This is a genomic window from Paenibacillus sp. NPDC058367, assembly GCF_042723305.1.
Lineage (GTDB): Bacteria > Bacillota > Bacilli > Paenibacillales > Paenibacillaceae > Paenibacillus_AQ.
Window position 1 is genome coordinate 46,422 of record NZ_JBHXIZ010000008.1, and the last position, 17,109, is coordinate 63,530.

The window sequence follows — 17,109 nt, forward strand, 5'->3', positions numbered from 1 at the left end:
TTCACTCCCCGCTCCAACCGTGAAAACCAGATAAAGAATTCAACAAAAAATTCAAGATAGTAAAAGCATATCCTAAAATCGCCCAGCGAGCCATACTTACTCCACTTTTCCGCCCGGATTTCTTAAAGATAATATAAAATATGTAAATTCCAAGGCCAATTAGTGTCGTTAGTACTTTTAAATCCTTCAATAATAGTGTCCGTCCCTCAGAAACAATAGATAAGCTAGCCACCACCAGAGAGATTGCCAGCAAAGGAGTCCCCACCAGAATAGCGGTGTAAGAATATTTATCTGTAGTCTCCAAGTTCGGCAAACGACGAATTCGGTCACTCCATTGCTTGCTTTTGAGTCTGGTGTGCAGGAATAAGTACAATATTGCAAATACCGTCCCAAGTGTCAGTGCAGCAAAACTCAAATTGGCCAAAATCACATGCATTGTCAACCAGCCATACACCGAGCTCCAAGTCTCAAGCGTATGTCCCCCCGCCGTCAGCCACACCCGATTTAGGAGAAAAACACAGAATCCAGCCACACTAAGCAGCAGAATCGTAAACTCGCCTCCACGTGTAAAAGCCACCGCAAGCGAAGTCAGCACAATACTAAATGCAAACCAGAACAAGAAATCATAAGGTGTGAAAATGGGCAGTCCCTTCTCCTGAGAGAAACGAATCCCCAGTCCTGCAGCTTGCAAAAGACCCACAACAACAAGAAGCCCCGTGCCTAACCGCTTCCCACTCGGGTTGCGATAAAGGCAATCCGAGAAAACAAACAGCAGGCTCAGGGCATATAGCAGCAGAGCGGCATCATATATTCCGTTCAGCAGTTGCATATCACTCACCTACCCAACAGGCCTGCCGGAGCAAGCACCGTCTTAGGCACAGAAAAATCGCCGCTACCGGCAGTACGTTCTGTGGAACTAGACTGCTTAACCGGGGCGGAATCTCCGCCATCTGAATTAGATTCGAGCTGTTCCTGTAGCGCAAAGATTTTGGAGAAATAATCAAGAGCTTCATTCCCCTGCTTGCCACCGGACATCTCTTTAATTACATTGATTGGATCATGCATCATTTGGTTCACAATGCTTTTGGTCAAGCGACGGATCACCTTGCGCTGATGCTCGTCCAGCTCAGGCAGCTTATTGAACAGACTCTCCATCGTTTCCTCATGAATCGCATTCGACTTATCCTGAAGCGCCCGGATTACCGGTCTCACGCCAAGCGTCTTAAGCCACAGCTGGAACTCATCCATTTCCTCACCGATCATCACTTCAATCTTCGCAGCTTCACTCCGGCGCATTTCCAGGTTACTTTCCACAATGCCCTCCAGATCGTCAATATCATACAAAAAAACATCTGGCACATTAGCCGCTGCAGGATCAATATCACGGGGTACAGCTATATCAATCATAAAAAGCGGCCGCGAAGGGCGACGCTTCATAGCATTCGCTACCTGATCTGCCGAAAGCACATACCCGTCAGCTCCCGTTGAGCTGATCACGATATCTACCTCATTAAGAGTTTTTAGCGCATCTTCAATCGTGCTTGGCTTACCCGAGAACTTCTCTGCCAGTTCAATCGCACGTGACAGCGTACGGTTAGCGACAATCACCTCAGCCGCACCACTACTATATAAATGCTTTACAGTGAGCTCGCTCATTTTGCCGGCGCCGAGAATCAGAACTCTTTTACCAGTGAACATGCCAAAAATCCGCTTGCCCAGCTCCACTGCCGCATAACTGACAGATACTGCGCTTTCGCCGATTGACGTTTCACTATGTGCTCTCTTGCCGAGTGTCACCGCTTGTTTAAATAACCGATTGAACCAAGTTCCAGTTACACCCTCAGCCTGAGCTGTGAGAAAAGAACTCCGTACCTGTCCCAGGATCTGCGTCTCGCCAATCACCATGGAATCCAGGCCGCAGGTCACGCGGAACAAATGCGCAATCGCCTGCTCGTCTTCATATATATACATATGCTGTGCAAATTGCTCATTTTTCACTCCAAACCACTGCTCCATAAAGCCGCGGAGGAAATAGCCCCCCATATGAAGGCGGTCCATGACCACATAAATTTCCGTACGGTTGCAGGTGGCTACTACGACCCCTTCCAGCACACCCTTCGTCTTCATCAATTGATGAAGCGCTGCCGGAAGATCACTCTCCGCAAAAGCAAACTGTTCCCTAACCTCCACGGGAGCCGTACGATAATTCAGGCCAACGACGACGATGTGCATCGATAGTTCACCATCCTAGTCTCTATTCATTACTGTGTACAGTTATATTAAAGAATATTTTTACATAATATTCACTTTCACAACATCTCAAAACACTGTGTTAAGTATATCACACGAAAATACGACTTTTTACAGATTTTTTGAACGCTTTATGAAATCCAGATAATAATTATTATAAATAAAAAACCGCAGGTTCGCTACGGTTAGGATGGGTTATTTTGTGATTAATTATTAGTTGGTGGAAGTGGGTAGGGAATTTATTCATTTTATATATATGATAATGCTCATTTTTTCTTGCTGCACAGTTGGGGGATAGTGCGAAGTTATTCCGAACCGGAAAGCTGAAAGCAACCAAGTACGCGAGTATGAAAGCGTTATTTACGCTCATTGACGATGAAGGCCGGACTGAGGCGGCGGATACTTACCTCAAGGGTCTGCTTGATGCAAAGAGTTGGATCGCAGGAGTTGCAATTATCACTGATAACGTGGGTACTGGAGATTACAAGAGTTGGTCATAGATCGAGCCTTGCAGAATGCTGGCTGGGAGATACTGTCGCACACAAAGTCAATTGTAATTAAGAATCGGGAAAACTTAGAGATAAAAAAGCGAGACATTTTAAACTCGCTCTTGATCTGTTTGCGCTGTGGCTAATATCATTTTGTTATCACTGGCAACTTGGTTGTCTTTAGAAATACCAAGAAACAAAATTCTAGTAGGTTTGAATTTTTGTAAAATAAAATGAATAGCTACCGGCAGGAAAATCCCAAGTAAGATGTAGATTATTGCGTTGTAGTTTCCTATAAATTTATGTATTGCCATATTGATTGGTATGTGACAGTACATTATTGTTAATGATGCTACACCAAAATACTTAAAAACATTATGCTTATGGAGTGTAGAGATTTTATAACTGAACAACAAAATAAAAACACTAAAAATAATGGGGATCAAAAAATCTAATACAACACTGTTATATAAATTCGCTTTCATATCAAGTTGGTAGTTAATTATTTTTAATTTTTCTAGAATCATAATTATTAGTGCTGAAGTAAAGCTAAGGAAAAGTGCACCTGTTTTAGTAATAGTATTTTGTAAATATTCTTTTCCGAAAAAACCAATAGCATAAAAAACTATAGATAGTGTAACAACATCAAAATTCCAGGGTGTTTTAAAATTGCTCAATACTGGTGACCAAGCTATTAAGTGTGCTAAAAAGTAGGATAATATAATTAAACTAAGTTGTGCTATTTTGTTTTTAATAGCCAATTGCATAAACGCAAAAAAAATCTTTGTTAAAAAAAGACAAGTCACAAACCAAAAAACTCCATAAGCTCCACTTAATTCTTCTCCACCATATCCTAATTTAATAATATTCTTAAAGAATTTTACTATTGATAAGTCTTCGAAAAAGAGAAAAACTGAAATGATGACCCCAAATGATAAGTAAGGAATTAACAATTGTTGGGCTTTTTTTTCGGACCATATTTTTATTTCTTTCCAATCATTTAAAGGCTTGAACAGAAAACCAGAAATAATAAAAAATAAAGGCATATGAAACCAAAATAGATATTGAGCAATTGGGTGTCCGGAATGCCCCACCACGACAGATGTAATTCCGATACCTTTTGCAATATCTAACCAGGGTTTTCTATCTTTCGTAGACATTTGATTTTCCCTTTCATATTCAAATTATTTAATTGTACCAAAAAAATTGTAGATAACATCATAGTAGGACCATACTGTTCACTTCTTTTTATGATAACTTCCAAGACAGGATATACAACATAATAGTTTATTTCTAATAATTGAACTGCTTTTAATTTACATTCTTTCAGCAGGTCAAACATCTTATGTGTTTTTGCTGACTACTGTATTTTGGTTGATTTATTATTCTTGGATATTCATTGAAAAAAAACAACAGGAAAAGCAGATTCAATATATTAAGAATTGGCTTTATTAACGTAATCGGACGATACTGCTCAGCAGTAGATAACTAAAAATAGCATCGAGTAGGAAAGGGCTTCGCTCCCCCTACTCGTCATGGGAGCTCGATTCGTTAGTTTCTAATCGCGGTAAGAGCATGGGGCACTTCATAAACGAACTGTCGCACTTAGATTGAGAAAGTGACAAATAAAAAACCGTAGGAGCACTACGGTTAGATGGTTTGATTTGAAATTAATTATTAGGTTGTAGAAGCCTGAATGAAATATTAGCAGCTACTAGTTCTAAAAATCGTCATATTAACTATTATACGATCTGTCATTATTCAGTGGTTCAAAATTTCTCGAGTTTTTCAACTTTTATTGAAGCTACTTCTCCGCATCTTTTACAAAATATAAATATAAGTGATGAGAAAAAGGAGAAATATTTACCAATCGGCATGACGTTAGCATATCCACTGTTTATTTCACCTTTAGTGAATGTAGTGCTAACACAAGATTTACAGACTAAATTGACTTTATTCATAAGGTTCACCTTGGAAAATTGTGAGCAGATAAAACTATATACTGGATTCCATCTTTTTTTAAGTCTGCGACGCTTAAACAAAACTTTAACCCACATTCGATCTTCATCATCAGATAAAAGTAGCCGCACAAGCCTTACTCATACCGCGACTAGAAACCACAGTATCGAGCTCCCTATGACCAAACAATTCCCGTTTACGAATCTCTTTAGGGCGCTGACTGAGGGGGGCCAACGAAACCGCCCACATGTTTCCATTTGTGCCGTAGGTGTTTAATTCTCCAGCTACAAGAAGACCCGCAAAGAGCCATCTCTAGATCGTCTTAAAGCATACAAACGTTCGCCCTATTAAATTTCCGAATACAACTCTTTTATATTAAAAATTAATCCACATTAATTTAAGAATGCCACTTCCTCCAAATTTGTCTTAGTTGGTTGACAACTACCAATCAATATCGGTTACAATTCTTCTTCAACGAAACCATCTCTTGATCCTATCTAGGATTTCTTTAGCTTCAGGCCCATAATATCCAAGGGCATTACCTATCATTTTAGTATACTCATTAAAAGTCGTTTCCCGGCTGTAATGGTCACTCCACCAGCGCTTAGCGTTGTATCCTGAGTTCGCACTTACATAGGTAAGTTTAATTCCTGTATCTCTATAAATCGAATCGAAGAGAATTTTCACACGCCGCATATGAAAATCAGAAGAAACAACAATAGCAGATCTAAAGGATTTTTCTTTCATAATAGTAAGAGTGAATTCTGCGTTTTGGTAAGTACTTTGGGCAATGTTTTCAACTGTTATAATTTCTTTGGGAATTCCCAAAGAAATCGCAGTCTGAAACATATTTCCAGAAGCGCTGATATTTTCCTCAGAGTTAGATAGAATCATATTCATTGTGTAACCATCGTTATACAGTTCAGTAGCTCTTTCGATGCGCCCAGGTCCTCCGCTAAGTACTATAATAACATCGACTTGCTTTGGGGACTGGGAAATAACAAGAAAGCGTCCTGATTCAAGTAAACATATAATTACTATTAGTAATAAAATAGTAACAATCAACTTCACTTTTCGTTGTCTGGATTTTTTTTGTAAAGTTGATTTGATCATAAGATATTTGTCCTCCAAAAAAACTTTCTTTAAATATATGAAAATTAACTGACCTCTTTAGATTTAATAACATTTCAAACTTTAAAACTATCTGCTGTGTATACAGCTTCGATTAAAAAAACATTATTTTAGCGTTCATAATTATTAGAATGATCTAATTCAAATCTCGTTACAAACAACCTAAGAACACTTTGATAAATATTCCAATGACCTCATTTCAATTTCTATGAAACGTAGTAATTCTATAATCTATAAACCCCATCAAGACTACATATATTTCTAGTATCTAGTATAGTCTTACCAATTAACTTACTCATATTTTCTTTAATCTCATCATGGGAAACCATAATAATCACAAAATCTATATCATTTAGAAATTCATCAAAGTCGTGATACTGATTTCTAATAATGTTATCTTTTATATATGGATCGTAGGTTTTCAAAGTAGGGGCTAAATGTCTTTCCATAGCCTCTATTAGCTGTAAAGTAGGGCTTTCTCTAAAGTCGTCCACATTTTCTTTATATGTCAAACCATACAGCCCTACTCTTGTTAAATCGTGCATCTCCTTTTCTCTCATAATATTGTTAACTCTCTCTAGTACAAACTCAGGCATAGAATCATTAATTTTTCTCGCAGATAAGATAATATTTGCCAATCCAGGATAGTCCCCTACTAAAAACCAAGGATCAACTGAAATGCAATGTCCACCAACACCAGGACCAGGTTGGAGTACATTAACCCGAGGGTGCATATTCGCAATTCGTATAATTTCATAAACATTCATATCATCAGAGCGACAGATTTTAAGCAGCTCATTAGCAAATGCAATATTTATGTCTCTATATGTATTTTCTACCACTTTCGTCATTTCTGCTGTTCTGATATCTGTCACAACAATATTTCCTGTGCAGAATGAGTTGTACAATTTCTTGATTTTCTCTCCAACTGATTTATTATCAGCCCCTATAGTACGGGAATTATGCTTTAATTCGTAAACCATATTTCCAGGAATAATTCGCTCGGGTGCATGAACTAAATGAATATGAGTTCCAATAATAAAACCCTTAGCTTCAAAAACAGGTCGGATAAACTTATCCATGGTCCCAGGTGCTATAGTAGATTCAATAACAATTGTAGCCCCTTGAGGGCATACCTCCATTATATTTTCTAGCGCTTTTATTACATAACTCGGATCGATTTTTTTGTTTTTTTTGTTGTAAGGAGTTGGTACAGCAACAATATATGTATCAGTTGAAATATATTCAGTACTGAAAATAATTCCCATTTCAATTGCTCTAGCAAATAGGTCATCTAATCCTTTTTCTTCAAAAGTAATCTTACCATCTTTCAGGCTTGAAATTACACTAGATTTACTATCTGTTCCGACTACTTTAACACCATGTGATGCAAACATTAATGCCGTAGGTAATCCTATATAGCCCAGCCCAACTATATTAATTGCTGACATGTCTAATACCATCCTTTTTTTATAATTTGAGCTTTAATCTATCTCTTTATTCTCTTTGTACTATAAATTACTTTTTTAAGTATAATCATAAAATACTTAAATTCACGAGACCTATAGAAAACTAGAAATAGTATTACACTTGGGACAATCAGGCATATTAAGGATTTCACCAAGATGCCTATCAATCCAGAATATACAACTGTATTTGCCAAATAAAGTGTAGATCCCATAGGAAATAAAGCAATTATTACATACTTAACATATAGTGAGTAATACTTTTTAGGTTTCTTCTTAAAACCATATTTGAATATTACATATGGTTCCCACCAAACATTTGTTAATAAATTACTGCTAATAGTACCTAATAGTACTCCAGATATACCTAAGTCAAAAACTGTAAGAAATACTAAAGACAATATTAAATTTATTCCAGCCTCCAGTAACGATTTCCATTTAATCTCCCAAAACAAGCCATATGTATTTATAAAAACAAGACTCGGCTGTCTCATTTGGATAATAAAAAAGTTCAATACTATTAGACTAATGATCCCTTCATTCAAAAGGTACTTTTCCCCTATCCATAGGGAGATAAGAGGATTAAAAAGTACAATTAAAAATATTGCGCAAAATGTTGTGATTACGAAGTTAATAAAAAACAGATTTTTAAAAATATCGTATGATTTTTCATCACTTTCAGTAGCGGTTAAATTCCCAATACTTGCTGTTATCGCATTAGTAACTTGCATTATTATACTCTTTATAGTCGTTTCTATTAATACATAGTTTGAGAAAAGACCTACCCAATGAAGTCCTACAAAAGCTGAAATCAAAAGATTATCAGTACCACTAACAACGATAGAGCCTATTTTGCTAGACATCATTGCCAAAATATTCTTTCCTATCTTTCTTTGGCTAACCTTATCTAATTTTTCACCTGAATATTTTCTTAAATAAGGAAATATTTTATTAACTTTCAATGATATCGAAATATTTGAACAGATTGTGCAAATAATCTGTACAATTAGATACAACAAATATTGCTTAAAGTAGATTAAAATGAGAATTTGACAAATATTTTGTATTATTGAAAAAGTTATTTGATTCAAGGTGTTCAAATAACCTCTTTGACTTGCGATAATTATAGATCGCTTATAAGAAAAAAAATAACTAATTGATGAATTACCTAAGAATAGTAAATAAATTAAAGTTAAATTAGGGATATCTGGTTTATCTTTTATTAAGATATCTAAAAATGGAACTAAGCACACTCCAATAACCGCTGTAGAAATACCTATACATTTATAGGCTTTGGCATATAAATTCATTAAAGCACTAATTTTTTTTTCATCACCATCAGCCAACGGCTTATACATTGCATATATTATTGCTGTTCCTATACCTAGTTCAGCAAAAGATAGCATCGATAAAATATTAGAAAATAATCCATTTACCCCTAAATAACTTGCTCCGAGTGTCTTAATGAACACAGTCCTTGTTATAAAGCTAAAAAGAATACTTAATATTTGTGCTAAAAAGGCGATTAATGAGTTTCTTATAGAATTAGTTGTCCTAGATTGCATTACCTTCCTCCAGTATCCTACTAAGATCTATTGAGGTGTTAGTTTGAATTGTTTTATCGGCATAACATATTTCTATTTTAATTAAAGTAATATTGGTTTCAAAATTTGTTCTACTTAATAAATTCACCCTCTCTATTTATAGTATTGGACTGTACTAATTCTTAAATGAAGGAGTCTTCAATTAGTCTTGTTAACAACAAGACATCTTTAGGTACTCATTATTTGCTTCATACAAATTAATTTGTTAATCCTACGAATTCTTCAGTTAATATAATCTATTAAATTTTCAACCTTTCACCTTTACTGCCTGTCTCGTAGTGAGCCAGCAGTAACTATAGTAGATTGTCTTCGTCTTCTTACTCTCCACTTATAACTTCTTTAAATTGCTTTAAACTTATTTCATTATTGATTGAATTCATAGAAATATAGTCTCTCATTTTTTTTAAAATTTCAGGATTCTTTATTACTCTACTAACAGCAGAGAATATTCCTTCTACAGAAATATCTGTTATAATACCATTCCCCTCCTTAACTATTAGCTCTTGTGAGGCGGGATAATTAGTGCAAATAACAGGTGTCCCTAACGAAAGTGACTCCATTACAACCATACCAAATGCTTCATAATCTGAAACAAGAACAAACACATCTGCATATTTCATATATGGGAAGGGATTATCCTTTTGTCCTTCAAATATAATAACATCCTGAGTACCTCTTTCTTTTGATAGAGTGTTCAGTAAGTCTTTATCCGGGCCATCTCCAATAATATGCCATTTAAAATTTTTAAACCCTTCTTTTTTTAATTTCTCACAGCAGTATATGATTCTATCAATGCATTTTTGTTGATTATCTAATCTCGCAACTGTTACTATATGAAAGTTAGATTTATCAAAAGGATTACCATTTTGAGATAACATAGAGATTCGATCAATATCCAACATATTATATACAACCTTAGACTTTTGCGTATATTCAGGTATAATAAAATCAAACATATCCTTACATGCATTGCTTACATTCACAATCAACTGAAATTCTTTATATGTGTCTGTACATATTTGTTTAGTAAACCCTAACCGATGTGGATCGTTATGAACCCAGCCGATTTTTTTATTTGCATCGACTCTCTTTAATACATAATCGTTACATCCTCCATTAAATCCACCTACATGAGCAGCCCATATATCATTTGAAAATGAGATTGCAATATCATATTTTTTCGACTTTGGAACAAATTTCATTAACATTCCCATAGTGAACCTTTTACCAAATACTTTAGATATCATCCAAAAAAAAGACTTAATAATTCTATCCATATTATTATTCTGTTTAGTGAATGGTGTATTATACGCATTTAAAACTCTAATAGGAGGACATAAAGAGACCGTCTTTAAACTTTCGTCTTTTAATGCGCTTGGATCATACTTCAATAACTGTAAATCTATATCTATATCTAAATCACTGATATTGCTTATTAAATTCAACAAAGATTGCCGTATACCGCCTGTTTCTAAATGAGAGTTCACAATTAATAGTTTCATATCATCCACCCTATATTAAATCAAGAAAATTAAGAGCTATTTCTTTTGAAGCAAATTGTCTTGCTGGCTTGTATTTTTTATTTTCAGAGATAATATTTTGTATTGCAGCTATTATACTCTCCTTGTTATTTTCACATAGTATAAATCGACTAAAACCATCAAGATAACGCTTCATTTCTTCAACTTCTTCACCATCTAAAACTACCAATATTGGTTTATTAGTAGCAGCACTATGATATATTTTTCCTGGTATTTGAGCACCTTTTTTGTTAAGAATACACACCAGTAAATCAGCCCTACTTTCAAACTCAGAGATATCTCCCCGAGGATGTAACTTAATATTTTCAGTTTCCTTTAAATCTAGATCCGTATTTCCAATAATATTTATATTGATCATATTCTTCATTTCTATACCAGCGTTATATAATGGTATAATGTCTCTCACAGTACTCTCATATGCTCCAAAGTAACCAACTGTATATATATCATTTTGTGTCTCATCATATATTTTCTCATCGATATACGGTATTGGTATGAAATGCATTTTATTAGATAATTCAGGAAAAAGCATGGTCTGTTGCTTTAAAGTAAATGGAGAAACATAAACAATACTATCAGCTGAAGACAGTATTTTTTTTTCAATATTTGAAACGAACCAATTTGGATAAAGTGACTTGCGAGTAATATCTAATGCCATAGGGTCACCCCAATATTGAATCCATTTTTTATAAATCAAACCTTGTTTAATTAAGTGTTTCACCACAATATGAGAGGTTTTTGGATCAGAAGATGAAATAACAAGATCATATTCAACTTTATTTAAGATATCTATATTTATACTATTTGCAATTGAATATGTATAATCATACAAATTGAATGAATGATAGACTTTTCTCATAAAACCTACTAATTTCTTCTTAATTCCTCTACTGTTACTAATTACAGAGTTATACAACTCATTACTTTGAGTTTTAATTACATTAATATCCTTCATAAATTCTTTATCTGGCATTGTTGTATGAGAATTACTTGGTGGGATAGTTAAGTAATCGATTATACAATTTGATTCCAGTAATCCTTTGACAAGTCCTAGAGTTCTAATGTTCGCAGAATCTCTAGATTCAATGGGAGAGAGCCTTACTAAAAGAACTTTCATACATTATCACCTACTTTACTAATATATAAATACATGCTGTCAAAGCTAGTGTCATCGTCATACTGATAAATAATAATATTTTAGTTTGCTTTGTTGATTCGAAAAATTGTCTGAAAATCAATATAAACATAAAAGGGTAAAGCATTATAAAGTGACGAAATGTAAATGTTGTTATTACAGTTGCAAATAAAAATGTTAAATACATAATAACTACCTTGTCAATTCGCTTTAAGTTTGAAATTAGATATGGTAATAAATATATTTGAGCAATACTACCAATTGACACTAACACCTTAAAAAAAGTATCAATATCAATAAACATATCCTTCAATTTCAAAATAGCTACAGGTAAAGGAGAAATTAACCCAAAAATAATTCTCACAAATATTCCATAAGGTATCAAATTCATAGCAAAAACCTTTTGTGATATTCCATCATTAGTTGTTAATAAATAGTCTGTGTAATACTCATTAAATTTTGTGATTTCATTAAAAACGTCAAGATAACTAAATGCTAAAAGTATGATTATTAAACCAAGTGAATATAACCAAACAGTTTTCTTTGTAAGCGATCTATGCTTTAAAAATAAACTCAATAAAATTATTACAATAATAAAAATTAGATTTTGGGTTCTAATCCAAAAAGAAACATAACTTAAAATCATAGTTATACATACAGATAATATTAAAGAAATTTTAGCTGCATTTACTTTTGATAAATAATTATCCCACATATAGAAAATACTGAATAAAATTAAGATATTCAGAGTATCCCTAAAAACATGTATACTGATAAATTGCGCATTTGGAAATAAGGTTGTTACACATAAAACAACTAAATTTTGTTTTTGTGAAAAGTAATAGTGCTTTGAAAAATACTTAAATACAAGAATACCCAATGCTAGAAGAAAATAAATATTTAAAATACGATATACAATAGTATGATACCCACCAAAAATATTACAAAATTTCATAAGCCAAGATAATAACCATAGAAAACCTTTAGCGCTATGATAATAAAATTGAGACTCACTTTTTAATTCATGAGGTAGTTTATACCCACGTTGCAAAATATATTCTGCGCTCTGTTCGAAAGATAAATCATCTGAACCCCCTAAATAATAGGGCATAGTATATTTACTAAAATACCCATAATACAATATAAGCATTAATGCAACTGATATACTGAAGATAACTGTTAAAGTCATATAAACTTTTGGGTTCTCATTTTTCGTTAATAGAACAACTAAAGCAAGTCCTAATATTCCTACAACTAAAATACTTATATTTGAAAAAATAGTACTCAAGAGTATTAAAGTGATTATATTAAACAACAAAAACAATGTCATAATGACCCACTTTCTAGAAGAACTACATAAAATGAAACATTTTCATCTTCTTACATTTAATTATCACTTTAAGTGTGTTTTAACTCCACTTATCATCAGTGAACAAGCCTTTATTAAAGTTTTTTCATGAGAAAATACTTTATACCTTCTCATGGCATATAATAAACACAATAGTCTTCCCCAACGTTTTGATAGGGCTGCGAAAAAAACACCTTTATCAAAGAAGTATTTATCCGTATATCCTTTAAACCAAGTTGATTCATTATGTGCAACTGAACCTATTATTTCTGGACATGCATATATTTTAAGATTGTTTTTGATGCAATCCATCATAAATAAGCTATCTTCGCCACTACTATACTTGGCTCCACCACCAAATAGTAGAGAAAAGTTTATATTCTCTTTCCTGATACTTTCTGTCCTTATTGCAATTCGAAAAGTACCATATCGTAAACAATTATAAAATCTTACACGTTTATATTTAGGGATTATATATTCTTGACGTTCTAAATTAGTACTAGGAACATTAAATACAATAACATCAGCATCTAGATTATTCTCAAAAGCCTCAGATATTATATCATTGTAGTTATTAATATACTTAACATCATCATCTGCGAATAAACAAATATCAGCAGATGCTCTCATCAAGGCATTGTTTCTGCTTAAACCAACACCTTTTTCAGCAAAAGATAAAAATTTAATTTTATTTCCTTTGTACTTAAATTCTTCAACCTCGTTTTTATTACATTGATTAACTATAATGGCGTCGGACTGAATATTCATTTTTTCTATTAAACTGTGGTCAGATTGGTTCATAGTAGATACTAATACTTGAATTTTCATATTTCTCCTTAACAATTTTTTATAAATTTAATTAGATTTTTAAAATTTCCTCAAAAAAAATAACCTTGTACATTGATATGGATCAGAAAAAAAAGAAAAAAAAGCATTTTTCAAAAATCCTGCTATGTCTTTCTTTCTTAATTTTGCAAATGCTAGCACTGCAAAATGACGCATTTTAATATATTTTATTTCCTTTGCGTTCAGTTTATAAAAGAATTTTTTCTTATAATTATATAAATTGTTCTCTCCTTCTATCTTACTTTCCCCACTAGATAAACCATCCGTTACGGAATGCACATACGCTTTTATATCACAAGAAGGTAAATAGCTAAATAAACCACCGCCTTCAATTGCTTTTTGCATTAAATAATATTCATCACCTACGTCAATTGGAGGAAAGTTACCTATACTCAACAAATAATCTCTTTTAAACATAAGTGAATCTGTCCCCGTCATATGATACATTAAGTGGTATGAAAGTAAGCTGTCTTGATCCACCTTCTTTATGTATTTTCTGTTCCTTCTTTCAATAAGTCTGTTTCTTTCATCATATAAATTTATATCAGTTATACAAAAATCCGCACTTTTTCTCATCATATTTTCTGCTTGGTTTTTCACTTTATTCGGTAAATATAAATCATCATCATCAAGAAATGTAATTAATTCACCAGAAGCTATTCTAATACCAATATTTCGTGTTTCTGCGGATCCCTTATTGGTTAAATTTTTCACATATATAATAGGGTGTAAATGATTTAAATTATTTATAATATTCAAAACTTTACTATTCCAATATTCTTGGCCATTATCATCTACGACGATAATTTCTATTGCCTTATATGTTTGATCAATAACCGATCTGAGTGACTTTTCTAATGATTCATCTCTTCGATAAGTAGCTATTATAACTGTTACCATTACACTTTCTATTTTTCCATCTAAGGCTTGAGACGACCTCATTTGTATAAAAACTCCCTCTCGTTGTTTCTCAATCCTTCAGGACTGCCCTCAACAACACCTTCACGTCTAATAACACTAAAAATAGTCACAAAAAAACACTTAACATCCATCCAAATATTCATTTCACCAACGTACTCTCCATCAAGCTTCGCCTTAATATCAATCTCCAACTCATCCCGACCATTAATCTGTGCCCACCCAGTCAACCCAGGCTTAATATCATTCGCTCCGTACTTGTCACGTTCCGCAATCAAATCATACTGATTCCATAATGCAGGGCGAGGTCCAACGATACTCATTTCACCCTTAAGGATATTGATAATTTGCGGTAGTTCATCCAAGCTTGTTTTTCTTAGGAACTTGCCCACTTTTGTTATAAAGAAATCTGGATCCTTCAATAGATGAGTTGGCATATCATTAGGCGTATCTGTTCGCATCGTTCTAAATTTGAGAATATAGAATTCCGATTTATTTTTACCTAATCGCTTTTGTTTAAACAGGATAGGACCTTTAGAGCTTGTCTTAATCGCGATCCCGATGATCAAGAAGACCGGCCATAACACTATCATCCCGATTAAAGCCAACAAAAAATCAATGGTTTGTTTCACGTAAACATAAGGTCTCATAAGTTCACCTGATCCTTTAAGTTACTATTTCCAATCTATGTACATCATCTCTATGTCAGAGAGACATAGAGATGATCGTCTTATCTTGTTTAGTTAGCCATTCCCTCAGCAATCTCCTTACCCAACTGAAGCTGTGACTCAAATTCACTTCTATATTGACTAATGATTGCCGTACTATATCCGTTACTGTTCAGTTTTTGTTCAGTGTCAGCTACTATACTATTGAAGCTGGCACTAAACGCTGAAAGTTGTTGTACACCTTTAGCCTTAATGCTTTTCTTACTTGCCTCATCTTTTGCTCCGAGATACTCTAACGCAATGCTCATTAATGTTGATTGGCTTTGATCTTTAAGTGCAACAAGCTTGGCTTCCGTCTCACTAGTTATGGTTTCATAAGATACCTTTCCAGTTCCGGCAGCGCCTCCTGCTGCACCACTTGTTGTATCGGTTGGTGCTGGTGTCGCTCCTGGAGATGGATCCTTAGTACCACCTTGCTCTTGATAAGCCTTAGAGGCAGCAGTAATGGTCTTCGTCTTCTGATCCCAACTAATGTTATGACCTACAGATTCCGATAAAAAACGTAGAGGTACATATAAAGAGCCATTTAGGATGAAGCTAGATTGACCCGTAGGCAGTGCTTTAGTAGAGCCGTTAAATACATAGCTAGCATTAACTTGATTCAGGACGATATTCTTTGTTGCCGCTGCAGTGCTGTTATTCGTTGCGTTCATCAGATACTCTTTAATCACAACTAGCTCAGATCTGCTAGGCTCTGCTACAGTAACTTTAACGTTTTTAGCATCCCAAGCTACACTTTTCTGTAAGGCATATGACATAAACCGCACTGGAACATATGTTGTATTGTTATACATGAACACATACTGGCCTACTGGTGGTTGAATACTCACTCCATCAAAAATCATATTCACGTTCATGCTCTGCACTTTAATCGTAGTATTTGCAGTCTTAGTTGTTGTACTTAGTACCGCCGCTGCTGATACTGAGATAGGAGCGGATGCCGTTAAGGGTGCTAACCCTATTGAAGCTATTAAAGATAGAGCTATGACTGGTATTGTTGCTTTAGACATACTTATTCACTTCCCTTTTCTTTCGCTTTTAATTGCTCTTCTTCTTTAAGGATTTGATCTCGTGTCTTCCCTTGACTCACGCCATACTTCTTGGCAACCTGTGAAAGCTCATTGTATTGTTCTTCAGAAACTTTACCGAGAATGATACTGCGTGCTTCCCGCTTCTCGTCAAGCGTTAGGCCACCCTTGGCAAGATCTTTTAGACGGTTGATATCAGATACACTTAGTTGACCTAGCACAATAGCAGCTACATCTGCTTTATCCTTCATCGTTACATTATCTTGAATTTCTTTAGCTTTATCTGTTGAGACCTGTGCCGTATAGCCATCTGAAGAGCTATCTTTCGAATCTGTTGATGGGGCTTTCGTAGGTTCACTAGTAGTAGAAGCTGTTGTATCTTTTCCAGTTTCTCCAGCATCATTACTTCCCTTATCATCTGTTGATGGAGCAGGTGTTGCAGAAGCTACAGGTTCGACCTTATCATCTGCTACTGTATCTTCAGGTGCAGTCCCTTGATCTTGACCACTATTAACTTGATCCTCAGACTCCAGATCAAAACCATCCACCATAGAATTCATCAGCTTATCGACCGCATAATTCGCAGCGAACAAACCACCAACACCCAGAACTACAATGACTGACAGCGTCCATAAAAGGATCTTTTTCCATCGTTTGTTGAACACTT

General features: G+C 34.4%; 15 protein-coding genes and 1 pseudogene. 1 reads left to right on the forward strand and 15 read right to left on the reverse strand.

Features of this window, described 5'->3' with window-relative positions:
* Position 1: 1 nt before the first annotated feature.
* Together ccsA and hemA are read right to left on the reverse strand one after the other, a co-directional pair.
* Positions 2 to 829, reverse strand: a complete 828-nt coding sequence (gene ccsA, locus ACFWMP_RS28260) for a cytochrome c biogenesis protein CcsA (protein WP_076286483.1) — start codon at positions 827 to 829, stop codon at positions 2 to 4.
* A gap of 5 nt (positions 830 to 834) precedes the next feature.
* Positions 835 to 2,232: a glutamyl-tRNA reductase gene (gene hemA, locus ACFWMP_RS28265; RefSeq protein WP_076286482.1), complete on the reverse strand. Its 1,398-nt coding sequence runs from the start codon at positions 2,230 to 2,232 to the stop codon at positions 835 to 837.
* Positions 2,233 to 2,537: 305 nt separating this feature from the next.
* Between hemA and ACFWMP_RS28270 the strand changes: the two genes are divergently transcribed.
* Complete coding sequence (locus ACFWMP_RS28270) at positions 2,538 to 2,750, forward strand: hypothetical protein (protein WP_379425570.1); 213 nt, start codon at positions 2,538 to 2,540, stop codon at positions 2,748 to 2,750.
* Between the two features lie 98 nt (positions 2,751 to 2,848).
* On the opposite strand, the gene ACFWMP_RS28275 is transcribed toward ACFWMP_RS28270, so the two are convergent.
* The 13 genes and pseudogenes from ACFWMP_RS28275 to ACFWMP_RS28335 form a co-directional block, all read right to left on the reverse strand.
* Entirely contained in the window at positions 2,849 to 3,898 is a 1,050-nt protein-coding gene (locus ACFWMP_RS28275; protein WP_379425572.1) for an acyltransferase family protein, read from the reverse strand.
* Positions 3,899 to 4,814: 916 nt separating this feature from the next.
* Positions 4,815 to 4,925 (reverse strand): annotated as a pseudogene (locus ACFWMP_RS28280) (IS30 family transposase); the annotation flags it as partial.
* A 243-nt stretch (positions 4,926 to 5,168) separates the two neighbouring features.
* Positions 5,169 to 5,810 carry a YdcF family protein gene (locus tag ACFWMP_RS28285; RefSeq protein WP_379425574.1) on the reverse strand — a complete coding sequence of 214 codons (642 nt, stop codon included), beginning with the start codon at positions 5,808 to 5,810 and terminating at the stop codon, positions 5,169 to 5,171.
* A 242-nt stretch (positions 5,811 to 6,052) separates the two neighbouring features.
* Entirely contained in the window at positions 6,053 to 7,279 is a 1,227-nt protein-coding gene (locus tag ACFWMP_RS28290; RefSeq protein WP_379425576.1) for a nucleotide sugar dehydrogenase, read from the reverse strand.
* Positions 7,280 to 7,317: 38 nt separating this feature from the next.
* The gene (locus ACFWMP_RS28295; RefSeq protein ID WP_379425578.1) at positions 7,318 to 8,859 is read right to left on the reverse strand and encodes a lipopolysaccharide biosynthesis protein; all 1,542 of its coding nucleotides are present in this window, start codon (positions 8,857 to 8,859) and stop codon (positions 7,318 to 7,320) included.
* 356 nt (positions 8,860 to 9,215) lie between these two features.
* On the reverse strand, positions 9,216 to 10,400 hold the full coding sequence (locus tag ACFWMP_RS28300) for a glycosyltransferase (protein ID WP_379425580.1): 1,185 nt from the start codon (positions 10,398 to 10,400) through the stop codon (positions 9,216 to 9,218).
* Between the two features lie 10 nt (positions 10,401 to 10,410).
* The gene (locus ACFWMP_RS28305) at positions 10,411 to 11,556 is read right to left on the reverse strand and encodes a glycosyltransferase family protein (protein WP_379425582.1); all 1,146 of its coding nucleotides are present in this window, start codon (positions 11,554 to 11,556) and stop codon (positions 10,411 to 10,413) included.
* A gap of 10 nt (positions 11,557 to 11,566) precedes the next feature.
* Positions 11,567 to 12,862 (reverse strand): hypothetical protein, encoded by a 1,296-nt coding sequence (locus ACFWMP_RS28310; protein WP_379425584.1) that lies wholly within the window; start codon positions 12,860 to 12,862, stop codon positions 11,567 to 11,569.
* Positions 12,863 to 12,967: 105 nt separating this feature from the next.
* Positions 12,968 to 13,750 (reverse strand): glycosyltransferase family A protein, encoded by a 783-nt coding sequence (locus tag ACFWMP_RS28315; RefSeq protein ID WP_379425586.1) that lies wholly within the window; start codon positions 13,748 to 13,750, stop codon positions 12,968 to 12,970.
* Positions 13,751 to 13,789: 39 nt separating this feature from the next.
* Positions 13,790 to 14,710, reverse strand: coding sequence for a glycosyltransferase family 2 protein (locus ACFWMP_RS28320; RefSeq protein ID WP_379425588.1), 921 nt, complete (start codon positions 14,708 to 14,710; stop codon positions 13,790 to 13,792).
* Positions 14,707 to 15,336: a sugar transferase gene (locus ACFWMP_RS28325; RefSeq protein ID WP_379425590.1), complete on the reverse strand. Its 630-nt coding sequence runs from the start codon at positions 15,334 to 15,336 to the stop codon at positions 14,707 to 14,709. Before ACFWMP_RS28325 ends, ACFWMP_RS28320 begins: the two co-directional genes overlap by 4 nt.
* Before the next feature lie 89 nt (positions 15,337 to 15,425).
* A complete protein-coding gene (locus ACFWMP_RS28330; RefSeq protein ID WP_379425592.1) occupies positions 15,426 to 16,424 on the reverse strand; it encodes a copper amine oxidase N-terminal domain-containing protein in 999 nt (332 codons plus the stop codon).
* A 2-nt stretch (positions 16,425 to 16,426) separates the two neighbouring features.
* Positions 16,427 to 17,107 carry a hypothetical protein gene (locus ACFWMP_RS28335; RefSeq protein WP_379425594.1) on the reverse strand — a complete coding sequence of 227 codons (681 nt, stop codon included), beginning with the start codon at positions 17,105 to 17,107 and terminating at the stop codon, positions 16,427 to 16,429.
* Between the last annotated feature and the right edge of the window lie 2 nt (positions 17,108 to 17,109).

Bases quoted from the DNA above. Each gene is read 5' to 3' on its own strand.
- ccsA (WP_076286483.1), bottom strand. From the start codon at position 829: ATGCAACTGCTGAACGGAATATATGATGCCGCTCTGCTGCTATATGCC.
- hemA (WP_076286482.1), bottom strand. From the start codon at position 2,232: ATGCACATCGTCGTCGTTGGCCTGAATTATCGTACGGCTCCCGTGGAG.
- ACFWMP_RS28275 (WP_379425572.1), bottom strand. From the start codon at position 3,898: ATGTCTACGAAAGATAGAAAACCCTGGTTAGATATTGCAAAAGGTATC.
- ACFWMP_RS28285 (WP_379425574.1), bottom strand. From the start codon at position 5,810: ATGATCAAATCAACTTTACAAAAAAAATCCAGACAACGAAAAGTGAAG.
- ACFWMP_RS28290 (WP_379425576.1), bottom strand. From the start codon at position 7,279: ATGTCAGCAATTAATATAGTTGGGCTGGGCTATATAGGATTACCTACG.
- ACFWMP_RS28295 (WP_379425578.1), bottom strand. From the start codon at position 8,859: ATGCAATCTAGGACAACTAATTCTATAAGAAACTCATTAATCGCCTTT.
- ACFWMP_RS28300 (WP_379425580.1), bottom strand. From the start codon at position 10,400: ATGAAACTATTAATTGTGAACTCTCATTTAGAAACAGGCGGTATACGG.
- ACFWMP_RS28305 (WP_379425582.1), bottom strand. From the start codon at position 11,556: ATGAAAGTTCTTTTAGTAAGGCTCTCTCCCATTGAATCTAGAGATTCT.
- ACFWMP_RS28315 (WP_379425586.1), bottom strand. From the start codon at position 13,750: ATGAAAATTCAAGTATTAGTATCTACTATGAACCAATCTGACCACAGT.
- ACFWMP_RS28320 (WP_379425588.1), bottom strand. From the start codon at position 14,710: ATGAGGTCGTCTCAAGCCTTAGATGGAAAAATAGAAAGTGTAATGGTA.
- ACFWMP_RS28325 (WP_379425590.1), bottom strand. From the start codon at position 15,336: ATGAGACCTTATGTTTACGTGAAACAAACCATTGATTTTTTGTTGGCT.
- ACFWMP_RS28330 (WP_379425592.1), bottom strand. From the start codon at position 16,424: ATGTCTAAAGCAACAATACCAGTCATAGCTCTATCTTTAATAGCTTCA.